The sequence below is a fragment of the Phreatobacter aquiterrae genome (genome assembly GCF_053471285.1).
The window spans coordinates 112,410-136,820 of the sequence record NZ_JBJPHW010000006.1 but is presented as its reverse complement, the minus strand read 5'-3'; the positions used below and the strand labels follow the sequence as shown (position 1 = coordinate 136,820).

General features: G+C 68.6%; 18 protein-coding genes. 13 read left to right on the top strand and 5 right to left on the bottom strand.

The annotated features are described in order from the left end of the window. The first annotated feature begins 1 nt into the window (after position 1). The 5 genes from ACJ4V0_RS11230 (at position 2) to ACJ4V0_RS11210 (ending at position 5,798) form a co-directional block, all read left to right on the top strand. Positions 2-955 carry an ABC transporter permease gene (locus ACJ4V0_RS11230; RefSeq protein ID WP_448299666.1) on the top strand — a complete coding sequence of 318 codons (954 nt, stop codon included), beginning with the start codon at positions 2-4 and terminating at the stop codon, positions 953-955. A 3-nt stretch (positions 956-958) separates the two neighbouring features. Continuing rightward, positions 959-1,837 (top strand): ABC transporter permease, encoded by an 879-nt coding sequence (locus ACJ4V0_RS11225; protein WP_448299665.1) that lies wholly within the window; start codon positions 959-961, stop codon positions 1,835-1,837. A 51-nt stretch (positions 1,838-1,888) separates the two neighbouring features. Further along, complete coding sequence (locus ACJ4V0_RS11220; protein ID WP_448299664.1) at positions 1,889-3,217, top strand: NAD(P)/FAD-dependent oxidoreductase; 1,329 nt, start codon at positions 1,889-1,891, stop codon at positions 3,215-3,217. 7 nt (positions 3,218-3,224) lie between these two features. Then, entirely contained in the window at positions 3,225-4,151 is a 927-nt protein-coding gene (locus tag ACJ4V0_RS11215; RefSeq protein WP_448299663.1) for a 2-hydroxyacid dehydrogenase, read from the top strand. Between the two features lie 126 nt (positions 4,152-4,277). Next, positions 4,278-5,798, top strand: coding sequence for a DASS family sodium-coupled anion symporter (locus tag ACJ4V0_RS11210; protein WP_448299662.1), 1,521 nt, complete (start codon positions 4,278-4,280; stop codon positions 5,796-5,798). 12 nt (positions 5,799-5,810) lie between these two features. Here ACJ4V0_RS11210 and ACJ4V0_RS11205 read toward each other — a convergent pair whose 3' ends face one another. Then, entirely contained in the window at positions 5,811-7,331 is a 1,521-nt protein-coding gene (locus ACJ4V0_RS11205; RefSeq protein WP_448299661.1) for a helicase HerA domain-containing protein, read from the bottom strand. A 173-nt stretch (positions 7,332-7,504) separates the two neighbouring features. Here ACJ4V0_RS11205 and ACJ4V0_RS11200 point away from each other — a divergent pair, with 173 nt between their 5' ends. From ACJ4V0_RS11200 to ACJ4V0_RS11165, 8 genes are all read left to right on the top strand, one after another. Further along, positions 7,505-8,812 carry an Hsp70 family protein gene (locus tag ACJ4V0_RS11200; protein WP_448299660.1) on the top strand — a complete coding sequence of 436 codons (1,308 nt, stop codon included), beginning with the start codon at positions 7,505-7,507 and terminating at the stop codon, positions 8,810-8,812. 99 nt (positions 8,813-8,911) lie between these two features. Continuing rightward, positions 8,912-9,862 (top strand): NAD-dependent epimerase/dehydratase family protein, encoded by a 951-nt coding sequence (locus tag ACJ4V0_RS11195; protein ID WP_448299659.1) that lies wholly within the window; start codon positions 8,912-8,914, stop codon positions 9,860-9,862. Positions 9,863-9,961: 99 nt separating this feature from the next. Beyond that, positions 9,962-11,317, top strand: a complete 1,356-nt coding sequence (locus ACJ4V0_RS11190) for an aspartate aminotransferase family protein (protein ID WP_448299658.1) — start codon at positions 9,962-9,964, stop codon at positions 11,315-11,317. Then, the gene (locus ACJ4V0_RS11185; RefSeq protein WP_448299657.1) at positions 11,317-12,078 is read left to right on the top strand and encodes an SDR family oxidoreductase; all 762 of its coding nucleotides are present in this window, start codon (positions 11,317-11,319) and stop codon (positions 12,076-12,078) included. The genes ACJ4V0_RS11190 and ACJ4V0_RS11185 overlap by 1 nt, the downstream gene beginning before the upstream one ends. Before the next feature lie 211 nt (positions 12,079-12,289). Then, positions 12,290-13,903: an ABC transporter substrate-binding protein gene (locus ACJ4V0_RS11180; protein ID WP_448299656.1), complete on the top strand. Its 1,614-nt coding sequence runs from the start codon at positions 12,290-12,292 to the stop codon at positions 13,901-13,903. A gap of 7 nt (positions 13,904-13,910) precedes the next feature. Further along, on the top strand, positions 13,911-14,942 hold the full coding sequence (locus ACJ4V0_RS11175; RefSeq protein WP_448299655.1) for an ABC transporter permease: 1,032 nt from the start codon (positions 13,911-13,913) through the stop codon (positions 14,940-14,942). Next, a complete protein-coding gene (locus ACJ4V0_RS11170; protein WP_448299654.1) occupies positions 14,939-15,784 on the top strand; it encodes an ABC transporter permease in 846 nt (281 codons plus the stop codon). Before ACJ4V0_RS11175 ends, ACJ4V0_RS11170 begins: the two co-directional genes overlap by 4 nt. After that, on the top strand, positions 15,781-17,457 hold the full coding sequence (locus tag ACJ4V0_RS11165; RefSeq protein WP_448299653.1) for a dipeptide ABC transporter ATP-binding protein: 1,677 nt from the start codon (positions 15,781-15,783) through the stop codon (positions 17,455-17,457). The genes ACJ4V0_RS11170 and ACJ4V0_RS11165 overlap by 4 nt, the downstream gene beginning before the upstream one ends. A gap of 26 nt (positions 17,458-17,483) precedes the next feature. Here ACJ4V0_RS11165 and ACJ4V0_RS11160 read toward each other — a convergent pair whose 3' ends face one another. The 4 genes from ACJ4V0_RS11160 to ACJ4V0_RS11145 all read right to left on the bottom strand — a co-directional run bounded on the left by ACJ4V0_RS11160 (position 17,484) and on the right by ACJ4V0_RS11145 (position 24,247). Beyond that, entirely contained in the window at positions 17,484-18,923 is a 1,440-nt protein-coding gene (locus tag ACJ4V0_RS11160) for an NAD(P)-binding domain-containing protein (protein ID WP_448299652.1), read from the bottom strand. A 97-nt stretch (positions 18,924-19,020) separates the two neighbouring features. Continuing rightward, positions 19,021-20,670 (bottom strand): long-chain-fatty-acid--CoA ligase, encoded by a 1,650-nt coding sequence (locus ACJ4V0_RS11155; protein ID WP_448299651.1) that lies wholly within the window; start codon positions 20,668-20,670, stop codon positions 19,021-19,023. After that, entirely contained in the window at positions 20,667-22,247 is a 1,581-nt protein-coding gene (locus ACJ4V0_RS11150; protein WP_448299650.1) for a hydantoinase B/oxoprolinase family protein, read from the bottom strand. Before ACJ4V0_RS11150 ends, ACJ4V0_RS11155 begins: the two co-directional genes overlap by 4 nt. After that, positions 22,244-24,247 (bottom strand): hydantoinase/oxoprolinase family protein, encoded by a 2,004-nt coding sequence (locus ACJ4V0_RS11145; protein ID WP_448299649.1) that lies wholly within the window; start codon positions 24,245-24,247, stop codon positions 22,244-22,246. The genes ACJ4V0_RS11150 and ACJ4V0_RS11145 overlap by 4 nt, the downstream gene beginning before the upstream one ends. Between the last annotated feature and the right edge of the window lie 164 nt (positions 24,248-24,411).

The window sequence follows — 24,411 nt, the reverse complement described above, 5'->3', positions numbered from 1 at the left end:
CATGGCCCGCTATGTCGTCAACCGCCTCGGCCAGGCCGTGCTGCTGCTCTTCATCGTCTCGATGCTGGGCTTCGCCATCCTGCACCTGGCTCCGGGCGGTCCGCTGTCGCAGTTCGCCCTGTCGTCGCAGATGACGCAGGAGGACCTCGACCGCATCACCCGCCAGCTCGGTCTGGACCGGCCCCTGCCGATCCAGTATGCTGACTGGCTGTGGCGCATGCTGCGCGGCGACTGGGGCAACTCCTACCGCGACGGCGAACCGGTCCTGAAGATCATCGGCGCCCATCTCGGCGCCACCTTCGAACTGATGGCGACGGCGACCCTCATCGCCGTCGTCCTCGGCTGCTGGATCGGCATTCTCGGCGCCATCCGCCGCTATTCCATCTTCGACTCCCTGGCGACCGTGGGCGCCATGGTGGCCCTGTCGATCCCCACCTTCTGGTTCGGCCTCATCGCCATCTACCTGTTCTCGGTGACGCTCGGCTGGCTGCCCTCCGGCAACCGCCAGACCGTCGGCGAGGACGGCTCGCTCCTCGACATGCTGCACCACCTGATCGCCCCCGCCCTGGTGCTGGCGCTGGTGGAGACCGCCATGTGGGGGCGCTTCATGCGCTCCTCCATGCTCGACGTCATCAATCAGGACTATATCCGCACGGCCCGCGCCAAGGGTCTTCCCGAGTGGCGCATCCTGTCCCAGCACGCGCTGCGCAACGCCCTGCTGCCGATGATCACGGTGGCCGGCCTGCAGTTCCCGACCCTTCTCGGCGGCGCGCTGGTCACCGAGACGGTCTTCACCTGGCCGGGCATGGGCCGCCTCTTCCTCGATTCCATCGGCTACCGCGACTATCCGGTGGTGATGGGCATCCTCATGTTCTCCGCCACCATGGTGCTGATCGGCTCGCTGATTGCCGACATGCTCTATGCGGTGGTCGATCCGCGCATCCGGGTGGGCTGAGCCATGACCGCCATTGCCGTCGACGAGACCGTCTACGTCACGCCTACCCAGGCCGCCTGGCAGCGGTTCCGCCGGCACAGGCTCGCCATGGCCGGCCTGGTCATCATCGTCCTTCTCGTCTTCGGTTCGGTTTTCGGACCGTTCCTGCTGCCCTTCGACGACAAGTTCATCGACATCATGCACCGCTTCGCGCCGCCGCTCTCCGGCGCGCACGTTCTCGGCACCGACGAGCTCGGCCGCGACGTTCTGGCGCGCCTGATGATGGGCGGGCGCGTATCGCTGACCATCGGCATCGTCGCCATGGTGATCGCCATGGCGGTGGGCATCGTCATCGGCACCTTCGCCGGGTTCTACGGCGGCGTTCTCGGCGCCGCGCTGATGCGCTTCGTCGATGCCGTCCTGTGCTTCCCGACCATCTTCCTGCTGCTCGCCCTCGCCGCCCTGATCGAGCCCGGCATCGTCGCCACGACGATCCTGATCTCGATCACCGCCTGGATGAGCGTCGCCCGCATCGTCGAGGCGCAGATGCGGGCGCTCCGCGAGCGCGATTTCACCGCTGCGGCGATCGCCTTCGGATCGTCGAACCTGCGCATCATGTTCAAGGAGCTGGTGCCGAACGCCATGGCGGCCATCGTCGTGGCGGCGACCCTCAACGTCGCCAAGGCCATCCTGCTGGAATCCTATGTCAGCTATCTCGGCTACGGCATCCAGCCGCCGGCCGCGAGCTGGGGCAACATGCTCAACAACGCCCAGATCTACATGACCAGCGCCCCCTGGCTCGCTATCGCGCCCGGCGTCGCCATCACCCTGGCGGTGACCAGCTTCAACTTCCTCGGCGACGGCCTGCGCGATGCGCTGGACCCCCGCCTCGACATCAAGTGACCCCGCCCCCGATGCGCCGCACCCCTTCAGCAGTCCCAGGAGCCATCCGCCATGTCGCCACCCCTTGACCGCATCCAGGGCGACGACCGCCTGCCCGAGACCGCCGACGTCGTCGTCATCGGCGGCGGCGTCATCGGCGTCTCCGCCGCCTACCATCTCGCGCGCAAGGGCCATTCGGTGGCCCTCATCGAAAAAGGCCATGTCGGCTGCGAGCAGTCGAGCCGCAACTGGGGCTGGTGCCGCCAGCAGGGCCGGGCCCGCGCCGAGATCCCGCTCGCGCGGGAGGCCCTGCGCCTGTGGGAGGAGATGCAGATCGACGCCGGCCGCGATGCCGGATTCCGCCGCACCGGCGTGCTCTTCCTGACCAAGAACCCGGAGGAACTGGCCGCGTGGGAGAAATGGGCGGAGGTCGCCCGCGAGATGCAGGTCCATTCGACCGTCCTGACGCCCGCGGAAGTCCGCGAGCGCCTGCCCGGCAATGTCGATACCTGGGTCGGCGGCCTGCACACGCCGAGCGACGGACGCGCCGAGCCTTCCATGGCGGTTCCGGCTCTGGCCGTCGCCGCCCGCAAGCACGGCGTCACCATCCATCAGGGATGCGCGGCCCGCGGCCTCGAGACCTCGGGCGGGCGCGTGTCGGGGGTGGTCACCGAGAAGGGCACCATCCGCACCAACGCGGCCCTGCTCTCCGGCGGCGCGTGGTCGTCGCTGTTCTGCCGCCGCCACGGCATCGAGCTGCCGGTGGGCCTCGTCAACGCCACAGCGTGCCGGACGACGCCGGCTCCCGAGATCACCGATGGCGCCCTCGGCACCGACTTCTTCTGCATCCGCCGCCGCCTCGACGGCGGGCTCACCCTGGCGCTCCGCGGCCGCGGCACCGTCGAACTGACGCCCGACCTCATCCGCTATGCCCGCACTTTCCTGCCGACTTACCGGGAGCGCCGCAAGGGCCTGAAAATCTCCTTCGGCAAGCCCTTCCTCGACCAGTTGCTGCGCGGCACGAACTGGCCCCTCGACAAGCCCTCGCCCTTCGAGGCCGAGCGCGTCCGCGACCCCGCACCCGACATGACGCTGGTCGAGGAGGCGCTCGCCGCCCTCATCAAGGCCAATCCCGACCTCAACGGCGTCCAGATCGCCGAGGCCTGGGGCGGCACCATCGACACCACCCCCGACACGATTCCCGTGATCTCCGCCGTCGACAAGCTGCCCGGCTTCTTCCTCGCCACCGGATTTTCCGGCCACGGCTTCGGCATCGGACCTGCCGCCGGCCGTCTTGCCGCCGACATCGTCATGGGCGATGCGCCGCTGATCGACCCGGCCGCCTATTCCTACGAGCGGCTTATCGACGGCCGCCCTCTGGCTCCCGTCGGGCTGTTCTGAGGACCCGATGACGCTCCTCTACAAGGCCAATGCCGTCCGCGGCGCGGAGTGGGGACGGCACGTCGCGGCACTGGCGCCCGACCTGCCCTTTCGCCTGTGGCCGGATATCGGCGACCCCGCCGCGGTGCGCTACCTCGCCACATGGGTGCCGCCGGACGACATGGCCGCGACCTTCCCCAACCTCGAACTGGTCTTCTCGGTCGGCGCCGGCGTCGACCAGTTCGACTTCACGAAGGTCCCCGACCACGTGCCTCTTGTCCGGATGCTGGAACCGGGCATCGCCGCAGGCATGGTCGAATATGTCACTCTGGCCGTTCTCGCCCTGCACCGCGACATGCCGCGCTTCCTCGACCAGCAGCGTCGCCAGGTGTGGAAGGAGATCCAGATCACCGCCGCCGCCCGCCGCAGGGTCGGCGTCATGGGCCTCGGCCAGCTCGGCCACGCGGTGCTGGAGCGGCTGAAGGCCTTCGGCTTTCCGCTGGCCGGCTGGAACCGCTCGCCGCGCGCCATCGACGGCGTTAACTGCTATGCCGGCACGGACAGCCTGAAGGAGTTCCTCGGGCGGACCGACATCCTCGTCTGTCTCCTGCCGCTCACTGACGTGACGCGCGGCATTCTCAACCGCGATCTTTTCGCCGCCATGCCGCCGGGCGCCATGCTGGTGAACGTCGGCAGGGGCGGCCATCTGGTGGAAGCGGACTTTCTGGCCGCTCTCGATTCCGGCCAGCTTTCCGCCGCCATGCTGGACGTCGCCGAGCCCGAGCCGCTGCCGCCCGGCCATCCGTTCTGGCATCACGACAAGATCGTCCTCACCCCCCACGTCGCCAGCATGACGACGCCGGAAACCGCGGTCCGTTTCGTCCTCGACACCATCGCCCGCCACAGGAGAGGCGAGCCCCTGCCCGGCCTCGTCGACCGTTCGCGCGGCTACTGATCGGCCGTTCCACGTCTCGGCACGCGAGCGCCGACGCGATCCCGCCAACGCAGGGTTGATCTTGCGCAAGGCGAGTCCCTGCCGTTTGTCGCTGAATGACAGTTCATCATGCAGGGGAGGCGTGCCATGAGCGACAGTCGGACGGGAACAGCTCCTCAAACGGGCGAGGCGACGCCCACCCCGCCGCCGTCCTGGCTGCGCCAGCATTGGGGTCTGCTGCTGGCCATCCTCGCCCTGGCGGTGATCCTGGTCCTGCCGACGCCGGTAGGCCTGACGGTGGCCGGCCACAGGATGCTCGCCATCCTCGCCTTCGCCGTCATCGTCTGGATGACGGAAGCCGTGGACTATGCCGTCTCGGCCGTTCTCATCGCGGCGCTGATGGCCTTCCTGCTCGGCCTGTCGCCCAGTCTGACCAATCCCAACGTGCTGATGGGCACCAGCGCGGGCCTCGGCCTCGCCTTTTCCGGATTCGCCAACACGGCCCTGGCGCTGGTCGCCGCCGCACTCTTCATCGCTGCCGCGATGACCGCGACCGGCCTCGACAAGCGCATCGCCCTCGTCATCCTGTCGCGCGTCGGCGGCGAGACGCGCCAGGTCATCATCGGGGCCATGCTCGTCGGCTTCGTCATGGCCTTCCTGGTCCCCTCCACCACGGCGCGCGTCGCCTGTCTCGTGCCGATCATGGTCGGCATCATCAAGGCCTTCGGCGTCGACCGGAAGGGTGCCTTCGCCGGCATGCTCATGATCACCACGGTGCAGACGGCCAGCATCTGGAACGTCGGCATCAAGACGGCAGCGGCCCAGAACATGGTGGCGGTCGGCTTCATCGAGCGCACGCTGCAGAAGACCATCACCTGGCTGGAATGGTTCATCGCCGCGGCGCCCTTCGCGGTGCTGATGACCATCGCCCTCTACTTCGTCATGACCACCATGATGCGGCCCGAGGTGAAGGCCGTTCCGGGCGGCCGCGAGGCCATCGCGACATCGCTGGCCGAGCTGGGCCCGATGACGCTGGCGGAGAAGAAGCTGCTCGCCATCTCGCTGACCCTGCTCGCCTTCTGGTCGACCGAAGGCGTCCTGCACCGCTTCGACACCTCCTCCACCACCGTCGCCGCCGTTGCGCTGATGTTCCTGCCCGGCATCGGCATCATGACCTGGAAGGACGCGCAGCCGCGGATTCCGTGGGGAACCGTGGTCCTTTTCGGCATCGGCATCAGCCTCGGCACGGCATTGCTCCAGACCCGCGCCGCGGTGTTCCTCGCCGACATCGTCGTCGCCCAGTTCGGGTTGAAGCAGGCGACGGCCCTGTTCATCCTCGGCACCCTCAGCCTGTTCCTCACCGTCATCCACCTCGGCTTCGCCAGCGCCACGGCCCTCGCCTCGGCAATGATCCCGATCGTCATCGCCGTGCTGCAGAACGTCGCCACCCCCGGCATCAACATCGCCGGCATGACCATGCTGCTGCAGTTCGTGGTCAGCTTCGGCTTCATCCTGGTGGTGAACGCGCCGCAGAACATGGTGGCCTACGGCACGGAGACATTCGAGGCGCGTGACTTCGTCCGCACCGGCCTGGTGCTGACCGTCATTGCACTCGCCCTCGTCATGCTGCTCGGCGCCACCTACTGGCATTGGCTCGGCTACAGCTGAGCCGAACGTCCATCAGCCGGCGGCCGAACGCACGACATCCAGCGGCTCCTCGGCCCCGGCGGAATCGCCCGGTGCGGTCTCGCAGCCGAGATCGGGCGAGGCGACGATCCGGCGGTTGCGGAAGTCGGTCCGCACCACGAACAGCCCGCGCTCCTCGAAATAGGCGAGGAGCCGCCGCGCACGGCTCGGCGAATGGCTGCCATAGACCCGCGCGATAGTCGCATCCGACGGACACGGCGCGCCCGTCATCGCCGCCCGGGCGAGGACGAGGAACACGCCCTGCAGGTCGTCGGGGAGTGATGCGGACAGCTCCACGGCCTGCGACCAGCCCTCTTCGCCGCCCTTGGTCATGTCGACCCCGGCCCGCGCCACGGCGAAGCGGCGGCGGAAATCGGCGAGGGTCAGCGGCTCGCCCGGCACCCGGCGGATGCGGCAGCGCACGAGGAAATCCTGGTAGAGCACGGCGACGGTGCGGAAGGCTGCGTCGGGATCGGCGAGGATTTCGCGCAGAACCTCGTCGATCATCGCCTTGTGGTCCGCCTCGGCGATGACGGGAAGCATGGGTTCGGAGGGCTCCTCCACTTTCGGCCGAACCTGCGAGAGTTGGGTGAGGATGTCGGCGGTCGAGACGGAGGGCGGCGGCGGCGGACGGCGTACCGGCATCGGCCTCATCTCCTCGGCCGAGGGCGTGAAGATGAGATCGCGGGCATCCTCCGGCGCCGGCGCATCAGGCAGCGGCGTCAGCTTCGGGCTGGTGGAGCGGGCGGAGGTCTCCACCGCGCCGATGGTCACCGGCAGGGGGCGGCGAGACAGGGCGGGTCCAAGGGCGACGAAATGGCCGCGCGCCAGATCCCGGAACATCTCGGACTGCCGGCGATCTATGCCTAACAGGTCGGCGGCCCGCGCCATGTCGATGTCGAGGAAGGTGCGGCCCATCAGGAAGTTGGAGGCTTCCGCCGCGACGTTCTTGGCGAGCTTGGCGAGCCGCTGCGTCGCGATGACACCGGCGAGCCCCCTCTTGCGGCCGCGGCACATGAGGTTGGTCATGGCGCCGAGGGAAAGCTTGCGCGCCTCGTCGGAGACCTCACCGGCCACCGCCGGCGCGAAGAGCTGCGCCTCGTCGACCACGACGAGCACCGGATACCAGTGGTCGCGGTCGGCGTCGAAGAGCCCGCCGAGGAAGGCCGCGGCGCAGCGCATCTGCTGCTCGACGTCGAGGCCCTCAAGATTCAGCACCACCGAGACGCGGTGCTGGCGAATGCGCGCGGCGATGCGGGTGAGTTCCGCCTCGGTGCGCGCGGCGTCGACGACGACATGGCCGAAACGGTCGGCCAGCGTGACGAAATCGCCCTCGGGGTCGATGACGCATTGCTGCACCCAGGGCGCGCTCTGCTCAAGCAGGCGCCGGAGCAGGTGCGACTTGCCCGACCCCGAATTGCCCTGCACCAGCAGGCGGGTGGCCAGAAGCTCCTCGAGATCGAGCATGGCCGCCTTCCCGCCGGACTGCGACCCCATGTCGATATCGACTCTCATCCCGACTCAGGAACCCTCATCCACTGCGCGGACCTCTCCTAGCATCCCGGCGCGGCCGCCGCTGCGGCCAGCCCAGCGAATCCCACAGGATTGACCGGGCCGCGGCTCTGGCCTTGCCGGCGGCAATGGTCTATGCCCGCCGGCTTTCCCGAAGCCCCTTCTGCGAGACGCCCGTGCCCTCCGCCGCCCAAGCCGTGTCGATCGGCATCGATTTCGGCACCACCAACACCGTCGTCGCCATCGCGGGCGCCGACGGACGGGCCGAGGCCATCACCTTCCGGCACGACGGCGCCACGCTGAAGGGCTACGTCACGGCCCTCTGCTACTGGCAGGAGCGTGCGGGAGGACGGCTGACCACCCGCGTCGAGGGCGGTCCCTGGGCCATGGACCAGCTGATGACCGGGACCATGGCCCATCGCTTCATCCAGTCCTTCAAGACCTTCGCCGCCAGCCGCAGCTTCCAGGAAACGCGCATCTTCGGTCAGAAGACGCAGTTCGAGGATCTGCTCGTCGCGTTCATGCAGACCCTCCAGCGCCACGCCGACCGCGAGCTCGATTTTAGCGCGGCGCGGGTGCAGATCGGCCGGCCGGTGCGCTTCGCCGGGTCGAACCCCGACGAGGGGCTCGCCATGCAGCGCTATCGCGATGCCTTCGGCCGGCTCGGCCTCGAAACCGCCCGCTATGTCTATGAACCGGTCGGCGCGGCCTTCTTCTATGCCCGCGCCCTCGACCACGACGCGACCGTGCTCGTCGCCGATTTCGGCGGCGGCACGTCCGACTTCTCGGTCATGCGTTTCGAGCGGCGGGATGGCCGCCTGGCGGCCGAGCCGCTGTCCCATGCCGGCATCGGCATCGCCGGCGACAGTTTCGACTACCGCATCGTCGACCATGTCGTCTCGCCGGTGCTCGGCAAGGGGTCCGACTACCGCTCGATGGACAAGCTCCTGACGGTGCCGAACCGCTACTATGCCAATCTCGCGCGCTGGCACCAACTCGCCATGATGAAGTCCAACGGCGACCTTCAGGGCCTCCGCGATCTCGAAAAAGTAGCGGTGCAGCCTGAAGGGCTGCGCAAGTTCATCGACATCATCGACTACGATCTCGGCCTCGCGCTCTATCGGTCCGTCTCCCATGCCAAGGTCGCCCTCTCATCCGCGGAGGCTGCCGATTTCCGCTTCGCCGCCGAGGGTGTCGAGATCACGGGGCGCATCACCCGGAAGGAGTTCGAGCGCTGGATCGCTGCCGATGTCGCCCGCATCGCCGACACCATCGACGAGGCCCTTGCCCGGGCCGGGGTGAAGGAGAGCGCCATCGAGCGGGTGTTTCTCACCGGCGGCACCTCCTTCGTTCCGGCCATCAGACGCCTCTTCACCCGCCGCTTCGACGAGGCAAAGCTCACCAACGGCGACCAGTTTGAATCCATCGCCTACGGCCTCGCCCTGATCGGCCACGAGCCCGACGCGGACCGCTGGGCTGCCTGACCGGCGGCCTCGAATGGTCGCTGTGCGCCCGGCCCCTTACCGGCGGCGTCGCGACCTCGCTAGCATGGGCCCTTCGACATCGAGCAGGCAGGGGCGCGCGTGACCATTCTCATCACCGGGGGAACCGGCTTCGTCGGCGCCGCCACCGTCGATCACCTCGTCCGGAACGGCCGGAACGTCGTCGTCCTCGCGGCCCATCCGGCGGAGCCCGGCTGGCTGCCAGAGGGCATCGCGGTGACCATTGGCGATGTCCGCGACGGCGACGGCCTACGGGCCGTCATGGCCGCGCACAAGGTCTCGGCGGTCGTCCATGCCGCCGCCATCACCGCCGGTCCCGACATGGAGAAGAACCACCCCGAGAAGATCGTGTCCGTCAACGTCGGCGGCACGGCCGCCGTGATGCAGGCCGCGGCCGAGGCCGGCTGCTCCCGCGTCGTCATCGCCTCGTCGGCGAGTGTCTATCCGCTCGCGAAGGCAGATGACCGGCGGTTCCGCGCCGATGTCGATGCCCCGGCTCCGGCCGCCCTCTATGGGATGACCAAGAAGATGGCCGAGGACGTGGCGCGGCGCCTCGGCCAAGTCTACGGCATCATGACGCCGATCCTGCGCATTGCCGGCGTCTATGGCCCCTACGAGCGCGAAACCGGCGTCCGCGAGATCCTGTCGGCGCAGGCCCAGGTCGTCGCCGATGCCATGGCGGGACAGCGCACCCGCCTCAGCCGGCCGGGCTTTGCCGGCTGGCTCTATTCGCGTGACGCGGCGGCGGGACTTGTCACGCTGGTCGACGCGGCTCTGGACCAGCCGGCGCCGGTCTTCGATCTCGGCGGACCGGAAGTCTTCTCCGTCGAGGCCTTCTGCGCCGAGATCGCACCCGCTTTCTCCGGCTGGAGCCATGCCATCGACGCCGCGGCTCCCACGGTCCGATACCAGATTCCGGCCGACAAGCCTGGCAGCGACTTCGAACGGCTGAAGGCAGCGACCGGCTTCGCGCCGCGTTTCGGCCTGAAGGCTGCCGCCGCCGATTATCTCGCCTGGCTTGGCCGGGCCTGAGCAGCCGCTGCCGGCGCGAGGACAGCCATGCGCAAGGCGGGGTTTGACCGCGCCTGATCGCCGACCCTAGCCTTCCCTATTCGCCGAAGGGGAACGGGCATGGATGACGTCGGACACCGCTGGCTCAATCAGCACCGCGTGGGGCAGAGGCTGCCGAGGGCCGTCGGCGGCGAAGGCATCCACGTGATCGACGAACACGGCCGCCGCTTCCTCGACGGCTCGTCCGGCCCCGCCCTTTTCTGCCTCGGCCATGGCCATCGCGAGGTGATCGAGGCGATCAAGGCGCAGTACGACACGCTGTCCTTCGGCTACACGGCCGATTTCACCTCCGACCCCATCGACGCCCTCGCCGACACGCTTGTCGAGCAGGCCGGCGGTGGCATGAGCCGCGTCTCCTTCGTCTCCGGCGGCTCGGAGGCCAACGAGACCGCCATCAAGATCGCGCTGCAATACCATCTGGCACGCGGCCATGCCGGCCGAACGCATTTCTTCGCCCGCCGCCAGTCCTGGCACGGCTACACGATGGGGGCCCTGTCGCTGTCCGGCCATCCGGCCCGCCGCCGTCCCTATGTCGGGGCACTGATGCCGGTGACGCATCTCTCCCCCGCCAATGACTATCGTCCGCCGGCTGGCGTGACGCAGGAAGGGCTGGTCGACTGTCTCGCTGCGGAGTTCGAGCGGGAGATCCACCGCCTCGGCGCCGAGCGGGTCGCCGCCTTTTTCTTCGAGCCGGTCGTGGGAGCTGCGGGAGGTGCCGTCCCGGCCCCCGAGGGCTACGCCGCGCGGATGCGCGAAATCTGCTCGCGCTACGGCATCCTGATGATCGCCGACGAGGTCATGTGCGGCGTCGGGCGCTGCGGCACCTGGCGCGCCCTCGCCCACGACGGCGTCTCGCCGGACATCATGGTCACCGCCAAGGGGCTCGCCGGCGGCTATGCCCCGCTCGGCGCCGCCCTGATGACCGAGGACGTCTATCGCACCATCGCCGACACCTTTGGCACCATTGCCTCGGTACACACCTATTCGGGCCATACGGCGGCCTGCGCCGCCGGCCTCGCCGTGCAGAAGGTCATCATCCGCGACGGCCTCGTCGCCAAGTGCCGCGACGACGGCGCCTATCTCATGGGCGCATTGGAGCAGGCCTTCGGCCAGAACCCGCATGTCGGCGATATTCGCGGCCGCGGTTTCTTCGTCGCGGTGGAACTCGTGAAGGACCGCGAGACCAAGGCGCCCTTCGCCAGCGAACTCGGCCTCTACAAGCGCGTCAAGGACGAGGCTTTCGCGCGCGGCCTGCTCTGCTACCCCTCGCCCGGAACGGTGGATGGCCACTCGGGGGACCACGTCATCCTGGCGCCGCCCTACATCATCTCCCGGCCGGAGATCGACCACATGGTCGATCTCCTGAAAACCTCGGTGGAAGCCGCCATCGCCGGCGTGCGAACGGACGCGGCCTGATGCGCCTGGCGAACAAGGTGGCCGTCATCACCGGCGGCGGATCCGGCATCGGCCGGGCTTCCGCGCTCCTCTTCGCCCGCGAGGGCGCCCGCATCGCCATCATCGACCGCGACGAGGCGCGCGCGAACGAGACGGCCGCGATGATCGCCACGACCGGCGGAGAAGCACTGGTCCGCATCTCGGACGTCGGCGAGCCAGGGTCCGCGGACCGGGACGCGGCGGCCATCGTCGAGCGCTTCGGACGGATCGACGTGCTGTTCACCGCCGCCGGTTTCTCCGTGGGCGGCACCATCCTCACGACGTCGCCGGAGGACTGGGACCGCGTCTTCCGCGCCAATGTCGGCGGCACCTGGCTCTGGGCCCGTGCCGTCGTCCCCGTCATGCGCCAGCAGGGCGGCGGCGCCATCGTGACGACCGCTTCCCAACTCGCCATCGCGGGAGGGGCCGGCAACGCTGCCTATATCGCGGCAAAGGGCGCCATCCTCAGCCTGACCCGAACCATGGCGCTCGACTTCGCCGCCGACCGCATCCGCGTCAATGCACTGGCGCCCGGCGCCATCGACACGCCGATGCTAAGGCGCAGTTTCGGACGCGCCGCCGACCCTGCCGCGGCGGAGGCGAAGTCGGTTGGCCGCCATCCGCTCGGCCGGCTCGGACGGCCGGAAGAGATCGCCGAGGCCGCCCTCTATCTCGCCAGCGATGCCGCCGCTTTCACCACCGGAACCACCTTGGCGGTTGACGGCGGGTGGCTGGCGGGCTGACACTGCCTAACCTTTGGGCAGGATGGTTTTCATTCTGCTCCTTATGGCGAAATCCAAACGCCGCCCCTGCATCGACGTCACTCGGCAATAAGGATTTTCCCTGAATCCCGCACGGCATGGACATCGCAGGCGGCTGGTATGGCGCTTGCAAACACCTTCTGGAAACCCCGATCCGCGCGATCGGTCCGCGAGCGTCAACGGAGACTGCGTCATGAATCTGAACCGTCGTAACCTCCTTGCGGGAACGGCCGCCGTGGCGACCGCGCCCTATCTTAGTGGCAGGGCCGAGGCGCAGACCCGCGCCGAAACCCTGCGCTACGTGACCGGCGCAGCGGTCAACACGCTCGACCCGACCATGCCGGGATCGACGCGCGAGGCCTTCGGCATCAGCGTCAACGTCTATGACCGTCTCGTCTCGTTCGGCCGCAAGCAGAGGGACGGCAACTGGGTGTTCGACATCGACACCATCCGCGGCGAGATCGCCGAGAAGGTCGACGTCAGCCCCGACGGCATGACCTTCACCTTCCACATCCGCAAGAACGCCAAGTTCCACGACGGCACCCCGGTGACCGCCGCCGACGTCAAATGGTCCTATGACCGCGCCGTCTCCGCCCGTTCGCTGGCGGCCGCCCAGATCGCCACCGGCTCATGGACCAAGCCCGAGCAGTTCACGATCGTCGATACCCACACGGTTGTCGGCAAGATCGACAAGCCCGACCGCCTGGCGCTGCCGAACCTCTGCACGCTCTACGCCATCGTCTTCAACTCCACCCTGGTCAAGAAACACGTGACGCCGCAGGACCCCTGGGGCCAGGCCTGGACCAAGGACAACACGGCCGGTTCCGGCGCCTACACGGTGGAGAGCTTCAAGCCCGGCGAGCAGGTCATCCTGCGCCGCAACGACGCCTGGACCGGCGGCGTCGACGGCAAGCCAGCGCCCTTCCGCCGTATCATCTGCCAGACCATTCCCGAGGCGGCGACCCGCGCCAGCCTCATCGAGAAGGGCGATGCCGACCTCTCCATCGACCTGCAGCCGAGCGATATCGACACGCTGGTCCAGCGCGGCCGCGTCAAGGCGATCTCGACCCCGCAGTTCAACGCCTTCTCGATGATCGCCTTCAACACCAAGATGCCGCCCTTCGACAACAAGAAGGTGCGTCAGGCGATCGCCGCCGCCCTGCCCTATGATTCCCTGTTCAAGGCGGGCCTGTTCGAGCGCGGCGCCAAGCTTTACGGCGGCACCTGGTCGGGAACGCCCACGGACGCCTCCTTCCCGCAGCCGATGCCCTACAAGCAGGACGTCGCCAAGGCCAAGGCGCTGCTCGCCGAAGCCGGCTTTCCCAACGGCTTTGACACGTTCTTCGCCTTCAACCTCGGTTCGGCCGCCTTCGCGGAGCCCATCGCGGCCCTGGTGAAGGAGGCGCTCGGCGCCATCAACATCCGGGTCGAGATCCAGAAGCTGCCCGACGCGCAGATCTCGACCATGGTCACCGAGCGCAAGCTGCCCTTCTTCATCGAGACCTCCATCGCCTGGCTGCCCTCCACCGACTACTTCTTCCGCACCTTCCTCTACGGACCGCAGCGCTGGAACTACTCAGGCTGGAACGACGAGCGCATCGCCGATCTCGCCGGCAAGGCGCGCTTCGAGACCGACAAGGCCAAGTATGATGCGACCTGCAAGGAGATGATCGCCATCATGGCCGAGGAGACGCCCATCGTCATGCTGTGGCAGCCGAACCAGGACGCCGTCATGCCGAAGAACATCGACGGCTACACCTACGGCTATCACCGGCAGGTCGACTTCCGCGACGTGAAGCGGACCTGACCGCCCGATGAGCCTTGCAGTCGCCATCGCCAGGCGCGCCGGACGACGGACGCTCTCGTCCGTCCCGGCGCTCCTCGGCGTGATCGTCTTCACCTTCCTGCTGATGCGGGTTCTGCCGGGCGATCCGGCGGTGTTCTTCGCCTCCGGTCCCAATGCCGGGCAGGCGGAAATCGAGATGATCCGCGAGCAGATGGGGCTCGACAAACCGCTGCCGCAGCAATTGCTGCTCTATCTGAAGGACATCGCTACCGGCAATCTCGGCCGCTCCATGAACACCGGCCAGCCGGTGGTGACTGACCTCATCAACCGGCTGCCGGCTTCGCTCGAACTGACGTTCACCGCTCTGCTGATCGCCCTGTCGCTGGCCCTGCCGCTCGGCATCCTCGCTGCGCTCAAGCCCAACTCCATCGTCGACCACGGCGTGCGTTTCCTCTGCACGCTCGGCGTCTGCGTTCCGACCTTCGTCTCGGGGCTGCTGCTGATCTACGCCTTCTACTACATCCTCGGCATCGCCCCCGACCCGACCGGCCGGCTCGACGTCTTCGCCTCGCAGCCGCCGGTGGTGACCGGTTTCATCCTGATCGACGCGGTCCTCGCCGGTGAGTGGGAATCCTGGCGCGCCGCGGCGAGTCAGCTCATCCTGCCAGCCTCCACCATGGCGCTCTTTGTCCTCGCGCCGCTGGCGCGCATGACCCGCGCCGCCATGCTCGCGGTGATGACCAGCGATTTCGTGCGCACGGGTGAAGCCCTTGGCCTGTCGCGCCGGCGCGTGGTGCTGGTCTATGCGCTGCGCAACGCCCTGCTGCCGGTGCTGACCATCATGGGCATCGTCTTCTCCACCATGCTGGGCGCCAACGTGCTGGTGGAGAAGGTCTTCTCCTGGCCGGGCGTCGCCTCCTACGCGCTCGACGCCCTGCTGACCTCCGACTATGCGCCCGTCCAGGGCTTCGTGCTGCTGATGGCCTTCATCTTCGTCATGGTGAATCTCACCATTGACGTGCTCTACGGGCTCGCCGATCCTAGGATCTCCATCGAATGAGCGCGACGCTCCGCCATACCGGCTACATCCTGCGCGGCAACCCGGTGACGCTCGTCGCGGGCCTCGGCGCGGCGCTGCTGGTCCTGATCGCGCTCATCGGCCCGTGGATCGTGCCCTACGGCCCGACCGTCTCCAACGTGCCGCAGTCCCTGCAGCCGCCGAGCGCGGCGCACTGGTTCGGCACCGACCAGCTCGGACGCGACGTCTTCTCCCGCGTCATCGTGGCCACCCGGCTCGACCTCGCCATCGCCGCCTCGGCGGTCAGCCTGTCCTTCGTCCTCGGCGCCACCATCGGCGCCTTCACCGGCTATCACGGCGGGCGCGTCGACCGCTGGGTCGGCCGCTTCGTCGATGTGCTGATGGCCTTCCCGCTCTTCGTGCTGGCCATGGCGCTGGTGGCGGCGCTCGGCAACCGGGTCGAGAACATCATCTACGCCACCGCCATCATCAACCTGCCCTTTTACATCCGCTTCGCCCGGGCCGAGGTGAACGTCCGCCGCAATTCAGGCTGGGTGGAAGCGGCCCGCGCGTCCGGCAACAGCCATGTGCGCGTGGTCCTGCTCTTCCTCCTGCCCAACGTCCTGCCGGCCATGGCGGTGCAGATCTCGCTGAACCTCGGCTGGGCCATCCTCAATGCCGCAGGCCTCTCCTTCCTCGGCCTCGGCGTCCAGGCGCCCACGCCCGAATGGGGCATCATGGTCGCCGAGGGCGCGCGTTTCATCACCACCGGCAAATGGTGGTTGGTGGTCTTTCCCGGCGCGGCGCTGATGACGGCCGTGCTCTGCTTCAACCTGCTGGGTGACGGCCTGCGCGACATCCTCGACCCCAGGATGCGGACATGACGGCGCCGCTCCTCGCCATTGACGACCTGAAGGTCACCTTCTCCACCCGCAACGGCCTCGTGGAGGCGCTGAAGGGCGTATCCCTGACGCTCGACGCTGGCGAGACACTCGGCATCGTCGGGGAATCCGGCTCCGGCAAGTCGGTGACCGCCTTCTCGGTGATGCAGCTCCTCGACCGGGCCGGCCGCATCACCAACGGCCGCATCACCTTCCGCGGCCAGGACATCACCCGCGCCTCGCGGTCCATGCTGCAGCCGCTGCGCGGCGCGGCCATGTCGATGATCTTCCAGAACCCGCGTGCGGCGCTGAACCCGATCCGCACGGTCGGTCTGCAGATCGCCGACGTCCTGCGCGCCCATGAGCCGCTATCCGCGAAGGAGGCGCGCGCCCGCGCGCTGAAGCTGCTCGAGGCCGTGCTGATCCGTGATCCCGAGGATCGCCTCGACGCCTATCCGCACGAGCTCTCCGGCGGCATGTGCCAGCGCATCATGATCGCCATGGCGATTGCCTGCGAGCCGGCGCTGCTGATCGCCGACGAGCCGACCACCGGCCTCGACGTGACGACGCAGAAGACGGTGATGGACCTTCTCGCCGAGATCACCGAACGGCGCGGCATGGCGATGATCCTCATCACCCACGACCTCGGCCTCGCCGCGCAATACTGCCAGCGGGTCGCCGTCATGGAGCAGGGTCTCGTGGTCGAGGAGGCGCCTCCCGCGACCCTCTTCGGCAACCCCCGCCACCCCTACACGAAGCGCCTCGTCGCCGCCTCGCCGACCCGCAACTCCACGGTCGAGAGCCTCGTGGTCGATGCCGGCGAGCCCGTCACCCCCGCGGTCCGCATCACACCGCGTCGCGAGTCGGAGCCCCTGCTGAAGGTCTCGAACCTCGTCAAGACCTTCGACAACGGCTTCCGCGGCGTCGACGACGTGTCATTCGCGCTCGCTCCCGGCGAAAGCCTTGGCCTCGTTGGCGAATCCGGTTCCGGCAAGAGCACCATCTCCCGTCTGGTGTGTCGCCTGCTCGATCATTCGGCCGGCACCATCGCCTTCGACGGCGAGGACATCGGCAGGATCACCTCGAGCGAGTTCTACCGGTCGCGATTCCGCAAGGACATCCAGATCGTCTTCCAGGACCACGGCGACAGCCTCAACCCGCGCTTCTCGGCCTTCGACTGTATCGCCGATCCGCTGCGGCTGCTCGCCGGCGTGCAGGATTCCCGCGAATTGCGCACGCAGGTCACCGAATGCGCGCTCAGGGTCGGACTGCCAGTCGAGTTCCTCGACCGCTTCCCGCACCAGCTCTCGGGCGGCCAGAAGGCCCGCGTCGGCATCGCCCGCGCCATCGCGGCGAGGCCCCGCCTCCTCGTCCTCGACGAGCCGACCGCTGCCCTCGACGTGTCCGTCCAAGCGGTGATCCTGCACCTGCTCGACCGGCTGCGGCGCGAGACCGGGCTCGCCTATCTCTTCGTCAGCCACGACCTCAACGTCGTCCGCATGATGTGCGAGCGCACCATCGTCCTGCAGACCGGCCAGATCGTCGAACAGGGACCGAGCGGCGCTCTGTTCAGCGATCCGGCCTCCGACTATGCGCGCCAGCTCATCGCGGCCATTCCGCATTTCGATCCGGAAGCGGCGATGACGCGCGCGCGGGAACTCGTGCCCGCCGGCTGACCGGCCCGACGATGCGCCGCGCGGAACTATTCCGCCGCCACCCCGAGCCCCGGCACCGTCCCGCGCACCTCCGCCTGCGCCACGTCATAGGCGAGGAAGGCCTGCCAGTGGGCCTCCACATCCGCAGCGAACAGACCCTTGGTGACGCCGTCGACGAGACGCGGCACCGCCGTGGTCATGGCATTGATGGAGGACCCCGAGGGCCCGAAACTCATGGTCGAGGCGATGGAAAAGAGGTGGACATTGGCCATCCACGGCGTCCGGCCCGCCACCTTCTCGACGAACTGGTAGTCGGGAGACAGATAGGGAAAGGCGCCCAGTCTGTCGTTCCGCTCCTCCTCGGGCGGCGTGTAGCGGTCGGCCCAGGTGGCGATGTTGTCGTGGAATGCGGCGAGTTCCGGCTTCGCGGCATAGTCCATCGCGATGCCCGTGCCGCAGATGAGGAAATCGGCAGCGAAATCGCCATGGGCCGTCGTCACCACCGCCTTGCCGTCCGCGGCCCGCGCGCCGGTCCATGGCGCGCCGGTGTGGAGGATGAAATTGGGGTGGCTCGCGCAGCGGTCATAGGTCGCCTGCGGGAAGCCCTCGCGCAGCCCCATGACGCGGCTCATGAAGCGCCAGCGCCAGGCGTCGTCGAGATCTGCGAGATGCTTCATGAAGCCGCGGAAGGTGATCCAGCGATAGGGCTGGATGACCTGCGGCTCGAGCCGGCGGCAGAACAGATGGACCGAGGCCGCGCCCGCCTCCAACGCCTCGGCGGCATTGTCGAAGGCCGAAGCCCCGGCGCCGAGCACAGCCACAACCTTGCCCTTCAGGCTGCCGAAATCGATGGGATCGGCCGTGTGCGCGCGTAGCGCCTTCGGCAGCGCCTCCACGAAGTCCGGCAGCCACCAGCGGCCGGTGGAATCCTGCCCCGTCGCCAGAACCACCTTCCGCGCGAAGACGGTGCGCTCGCCTTGCGGACCCCTGACACGCGCGGCGATCAGGCCGGCGGCCTCCGTCAGCGACAGGAGCTCGGTGTCATTCTCGACCGGAACGCCGGTGACCCTGCGCATGAAGAGGAGGTAGGCATTCCAGTCGTCGCGGGTGATGAGATCGAGCGCCCGCCAATGGTCCGCGCCATAGCGCGCCTCGTGCCAGGACTGGTAGGTGAGGCTCGGAATGTCGAGATCGGGGCCGGTGAAGTCCTTCGGGCTGCGCAGGGTCTTCATCCGAGCGTAGGTGACCCATGGCCCTTCCTGCCCGTAGGGCGCCCGGTCGACGACCAGGACATTGTCCACGCGCGACCGCTTCAGGCCGAAGGCGGCGACCACGCCGGACTGCCCGGCTCCGACGATGAGGACATCCAGAGCCTTCGACCCATCTGGTGCAGCACGCGGCGTGAGCCAGGGAGCGCGCGGATGGGCGATGCGGTCGAGATCGTCGCGGATGCGGGCTTCGAGGTCGCTCAGGCACGGCAGGGTCATCTTGGGTCTCAGGCGGCACGCAGAGGGGGCACGGCTCGGGCAGGCAAGATGCAGGCCGCATCCTGACCTGTGGGTCGCAGGCTCACAAGACAGGCGTTCATGACGCGGCCTTCGCCCATTCGGCGTCCTGCAGGGATCGCCAGTCCAGCTTGTTCGATGCCGTGCGCGGCAGGGCTGCCACGAAGTCCACCAGCCGCGGCACCTTGTAGGCAGCCATCGCCTCGCGCGCCCAATTCGTGAGCGCCTCGGCCGTCAGTTCCATGCCGGGCCGCCGCACGACGAAGGCCTTCACCGTCTCGCCGCGATAGGCGTCCGGCGCCGAGACGATGCAGCACTCCTGGATGGCGGGATGGCGATAAAGCACCGCCTCGACCTCCGACGGCCAGACCTTGAAGCCGGAGACGCTGATCATCCGCTTGAGGCGGTCGACCATATGGAAATAGCCGTCTTCATCGACCCGCGCGAGGTCGCCGGTGCGCAGGAATCGTTTGCCGTCGAGCGCGACGAAGGCCGTCGCGTCGGCCTCGGGACGGTTCCAGTAGCCGCGCATGACCTGCGGCCCGGCAATGACGATCTCGCCAGTCTCGCCGGCCGGCAACTCGCCGAGCGTTTCCGGGTCGATGATGCGCGCATCGGTCTCCTGCACCGGCACGCCGAGGCACTGGGCCTTTGGACGGTCCACGGGATTGAGATGGCTCGGCGACATGGTCTCGGTCAGTCCGTAGCCCTCGACATAGGAGAGGTTCCAGCGCCGCTTCAACTCGGCCGCGACGGCCGCCGGCATCGCCGCACCACCTCCGGTGATGATCTTCAGCTTTGCAAAGGCTGAATCGTCGAAACTGTCGGCGGCCAGCGCGTCGACAACCATGGTCGGCGCCGCGCTCCACAGCGTCACGCCGTAACGACGGAACAGAGGCGCCACGAGATCGCGGTCCCAGCGGGCCATGACGACGACGGTGGCGCCGCAGGCGGCGCAGCCGTTGAGCGACAGCTGCATGCCGGCGACGTGGAACATCGGCATGAAGCCGGTGAGCACGGTCTCGTCGTCGTAAAAATACCACCGGGCCTGCACGAAGGCGGTGAAGAGCACGCTGTGATGCGTGTGCATGCAGGCCTTGGGCTTGCCGGTCGTGCCGGAGGTGTAGGGCATGACGCAGAGATCGTCCGGCCGGCTCACATCCGGCAAGGGCGGCCGCGCCTCGCCCAGCGCATCGAACCAGGCGACGAAACCGGGCGGCAGCCGCGCCGGCAGCACGCTCTCGCCGATGACGGGCGGCAGGCGGAAGGGCGTATCGGCGGGGATCTCGTCGCCGTAGGCGGCGACGACCACATGGCCGAGCGGCGCCGGCACGAGCGCCGCGAAACGGCCGATCAGTTCGGCCCCGATCAGCGCCACCTTCGCGCCGCTGTCATCAGCGAGATAGGCGATCTCCTCGGGCATCGACATCGGATTGACCGGCACGACCACGCCGCCGGCCCGGGCGATGGCCTGGTAGGCGATGATGGCGTGGGGCGAGTTCTGCATGTCGAGAAGGACGCGGTCGCCGTGCGCAACGCCGCAGCGGTGTTGAAGGAAGGCGGCCAGCCGCTCCACCCGCCACAGCAGCTCCGAAAAGCTGATTTCCGCGCCGTAGAAGGCGATGGCCAGCGCCTCGCCCCGCCGCGCCGCTGTCGCCCTCAGGGCCGCGCCGAGGCTCTCCAGCAACGGGCCGATGCTGCGATCGACGCCGGCCGGCCAGACGCTCATGCGACGGGGGCCCCGAAACCACCGCCGCCGCAGCCTTCCAGCGTCACGAGGTCGCCGGCCTTCAGGAGAAGGTTGGCCTTGCCCGACAGCCGCTCCGCCTTGCCGTCGCGCTCCAGCGTGATCGTGTAAGGCTTGCCGTCCTCGCCGCCCTTCAGCCCATAGGTCGGCATGACCGATCGCTCGACGCAGGTGGTCAGCCAAAGGCTCGGCGCCAGCACGCGATAGGCGCGGATGACGCCGTCGCCACCCTTGTGGAGACCGCGCCCACCGGAATCGCGGCGGATGGCCTGCCTCTCGACGCGGATGGCGTAGTTCGCCTCGATCATCTCGGCCGGCGTGTTGGAGGTGTTGGCGAGATGGACGCGCGTCGCCGGGCAGCCGTCGCGGTCATGGCGGGCGCCCTCGCCGCCGCCATGAACCTCGTAGAGCATGCGCCAGGAACTGTCCGGCATCGGCTCGGCGAACGCGAGCAGCCCCGAGGTTGCCGGCCCGCCGGCCGACAGCCGCTCCGGGATCACGTGTTCCATGGCGCGAAAGACGGCATCGACCACGCGCATGGAGGTCTCGTGATTGCCCGCTGCGACCGCCGCGTTCCAGCCCGGCTCCAGGATCGAACCGGGCCGGGTGATGATGGTGATGGGGCGCAGCGCGCCGGCATTCTGCTGCATGTCACGCCCACTCATGATGCGGGCGGCATAGACCACCGCCGAGCGTGCGATGAAGGGCGTGGTGTTGCAGAAATTGGCGACCCGGTCGGCCGAGCCGGAGAGGTCGAAGGTCGCTTCGTCGCCGCGGATCTGGATCTTGACGTGGATGCGCGCCGGCTCGCCGTTCGGTCCGCCATCGTCGAGAAAGTCCTCGCCCTCATAGGTGCCGTCCGGCAGGTCGGCGAGCGCCGCGCGCATCTCCGCCTCGGAGAGGTCGTGCAGCCGGCTCATCGTCTCGACGAAGGATGCAGTGCCGTATTGCGCGCACATCTCGCGGATGCGCCGCTCGGCCGCCGTCGTCGCGGCGAGCTGCGCCATCAGGTCACCCTCGCAGGAGACGGGATCGCGGACATTGGCGAGGATCAGGTCGAGAACGGAGCGGTTGACCCCGGCGGCGCTGGCGATCGGCAGGGGCGGAATGCGGATCGCCTCCTGGAAGGTATCGAAGGCATTGGCGAGATAGCTCCCCGGCCAGGTGCCGCCGACATCGGGCCAGTGCGCAAGGCTGAGCGCGAAGGCGATGAGCCTGCCATCGACGAAGACCGGCCGGGCGATCTTCACATCGTTGAGGTGGTTTCCGCCGAGCGCACCGACATTGTAGATGATGGCGTCGCCCTCCTTCATCCCGGAGGCGGGACAGACCTTGAGAAGCTCCTTCACCGTATAGGCCATGGCGCCGAGGTGGATCGGGATGTCGCGCCCCTGCCCCACCAGCCCGCCCTCGGCATCGGTGATGGCAGAGGAGAGGTCGCCGGCCTCGCGCAGCAGCGGCGAGCGGGCCGAGCGCGTCATCACGAGGCTCATTTCCTCGGCGGCCGCCGAGAGGCCGTGGCGGATCACCTCGACGACGAAGGGGTCCAGCGTACTCATGCCGCGCTCCGGGTCAGAAACAGATTGCCGAGGTCGTCGGGCCGGGCCTGCCAGCCTGGCGGCACGATGACGGTGGACCAGGCGTCCTCGATGATGGCGGGGCCGGTGGTGATGCCGGCGATGGTCTCGCGCGGCAGGATGCGCGTCTCGACCGGCCCCTCCGGCCCGAAGATGCAGGCGCGGCTGCGGCCAGCCACCGGCGGGCGACCGACGTCGGGCCGCGAGAAGGGTGTCACGGAGGGCTTGGTCGCTTTCACGCGCAGCGCCTCGATGACGCAGTCCTCGCCCGTGGCGTAGCCGAAGAGCTCGCGGTGGCGGGCGTGGAAATCGGCCTCAAGCCGATGGGGGTCGAGCGGCATGGCAAAGCCGATGGGAATCGCGTCGCTCTGCGCCGCGTAGCGCATCAGGGCGACATGCTCGACGGAGATCTCCGCCTCGGGAATGCCGTTGGCGATGAGCGGATCGCGCGCCTCGGCGACGAGTTCGGCGACTCGGCTCCCGAAGACCGCGTGCGACAGCCCGTTCAGCGCCATGCGCACCGTGCGCTGCTGCAGGAAGCTGAAGTCCGCGGTGAGACAACCGAGCGCCGAGAAGGCGCTGGACGCCGCCGGCACGATGATCTCGGCGAGGCCATAGAGGTCGGCGAGGCCGGTGGCGTGCATCGGTCCGCCGCCGCCGAAGGCGAGCAGCGTGCAGTCGCGCCCGTCGACGCCGCGCTCGACGGTGACGCGCCTGAGCGCCCGCGCCATGGTGGCATTGGCGACCTTGACGATGCCGAGCGCGGTTTCCTCGAGCCCGAGACCAAGACGGTCGGCGATGGGCTGCACCGCCGCGCGCGCCGCCGCGACATCGATCTGGATGGTGTCGCCGAGCAAGGCCTCGGGGTCGAGATATCCAAGGATGGCATTGGCGTCGGTGATGGTCGCCCGCATCCCGCCACGGCCGTAGCAGGCCGGTCCGGGCACGGCGCCGGCGCTCTTCGGGCCGACGGTCAGGCCGCCCGGCCCGAGATCGACGATGGAGCCGCCGCCGGCCCCGATCGAATGGACCGCGAGCATCGGCTGGCGCAGCGGCCGCCCGCCCATCATGCGGGTGTCGGTCATCTCCGCCGCGCCGTCGACGATCAGGCAGACATCGGTCGTGGTGCCGCCCATGTCGAAGGTCAAAACCCTCGGGCGCTTCAGGTCGCGGGCGATGCGGGCCGACGCCGAGACGCCTGCGGCCGGCCCGGACATGGCCATGACGAGGGGCCGCCGCTTCACCGCCGGCACCGGCACCATGGCGCCGGCCGAGTGGAACACCTGCAGGCCCGGCCCGATCGGCAGCTTCTCCTCAAGCTCGGTCAGGTATTCGACCGCGATCGGCATGGCCGCCGCATTGAAGGCCGTCGACGAGGCGCGTTCGTATTCGCGCGCCTCCGGGTTGATCTCGTGCGAGACGCAGACATGCGGCACGACCCCCGCGAGCCGCTCGGCTAGCCGCTTCTCGTGGTCCGGGTTTGCGTAGGAGTGGAGCAGGCAGATCGCCACGCTCTGCACCGCGTTCGCCTTCAGCCAGGCGACGAGACGCGCGATCTCGCTGTCGGCGAGCGGCGTCAGCACCGCCCCCGTATGGTCCAGCCGTTCGACGATGCCGAAACAGAGCGACGGCGGCACCAGTGGCGGCGCCTTGGGCGGAATGTCGAGCCGGTAGAGTTCCTGCCTGCGGTAGCGGGCAATCTCCAGCACGTCCTCGAAGCCCGCGGTCGCCACCAGCGCCACCTTCGGCAGGCGCTCCTCGACCAGGGCGTTGGTGACGCGCGTCGTGCCGTGGACGAAGCGCCGCACGTCGTCGGGTCCGAGACCGACCGCTGTCAGCGCCTCCATCATGGCCCTCACCGGCGCATCGGGGCGGGAGGGCACCTTGGCGATCCGGGTTTCGTGACTGCCGCTCCTGACAGCGATGATGTCGGTGAAGGTGCCGCCGATGTCGGTGCCGATATCCCAGTCTCTGGTCTGCACGTCGTTCTGCTCCCCGATCGGACGCGCCAATCCCGTCACTGCATTGAAGGCGGAGTGCGGCTGTGGCGGAAGGCCCGCCTCCGGACCGGAGGCCTGACCCCGCTGCAACCCTCGTCGCCTGCGCGCCGAGTGCCCCTCGCGGGGCCGGCGGCTACGCACTTGAA

Coding starts and splice junctions, on each gene's coding strand:
- ACJ4V0_RS11230 (WP_448299666.1), top strand. CDS start 2: ATGGCCCGCTATGTCGTCAACCGCCTCGGCCAGGCCGTGCTGCTGCTC.
- ACJ4V0_RS11225 (WP_448299665.1), top strand. CDS start 959: ATGACCGCCATTGCCGTCGACGAGACCGTCTACGTCACGCCTACCCAG.
- ACJ4V0_RS11220 (WP_448299664.1), top strand. CDS start 1,889: ATGTCGCCACCCCTTGACCGCATCCAGGGCGACGACCGCCTGCCCGAG.
- ACJ4V0_RS11215 (WP_448299663.1), top strand. CDS start 3,225: ATGACGCTCCTCTACAAGGCCAATGCCGTCCGCGGCGCGGAGTGGGGA.
- ACJ4V0_RS11210 (WP_448299662.1), top strand. CDS start 4,278: ATGAGCGACAGTCGGACGGGAACAGCTCCTCAAACGGGCGAGGCGACG.
- ACJ4V0_RS11205 (WP_448299661.1), bottom strand. CDS start 7,331: ATGAGAGTCGATATCGACATGGGGTCGCAGTCCGGCGGGAAGGCGGCC.
- ACJ4V0_RS11190 (WP_448299658.1), top strand. CDS start 9,962: ATGGATGACGTCGGACACCGCTGGCTCAATCAGCACCGCGTGGGGCAG.
- ACJ4V0_RS11185 (WP_448299657.1), top strand. CDS start 11,317: ATGCGCCTGGCGAACAAGGTGGCCGTCATCACCGGCGGCGGATCCGGC.
- ACJ4V0_RS11180 (WP_448299656.1), top strand. CDS start 12,290: ATGAATCTGAACCGTCGTAACCTCCTTGCGGGAACGGCCGCCGTGGCG.
- ACJ4V0_RS11175 (WP_448299655.1), top strand. CDS start 13,911: ATGAGCCTTGCAGTCGCCATCGCCAGGCGCGCCGGACGACGGACGCTC.
- ACJ4V0_RS11170 (WP_448299654.1), top strand. CDS start 14,939: ATGAGCGCGACGCTCCGCCATACCGGCTACATCCTGCGCGGCAACCCG.
- ACJ4V0_RS11165 (WP_448299653.1), top strand. CDS start 15,781: ATGACGGCGCCGCTCCTCGCCATTGACGACCTGAAGGTCACCTTCTCC.
- ACJ4V0_RS11160 (WP_448299652.1), bottom strand. CDS start 18,923: ATGACCCTGCCGTGCCTGAGCGACCTCGAAGCCCGCATCCGCGACGAT.
- ACJ4V0_RS11155 (WP_448299651.1), bottom strand. CDS start 20,670: ATGAGCGTCTGGCCGGCCGGCGTCGATCGCAGCATCGGCCCGTTGCTG.
- ACJ4V0_RS11150 (WP_448299650.1), bottom strand. CDS start 22,247: ATGAGTACGCTGGACCCCTTCGTCGTCGAGGTGATCCGCCACGGCCTC.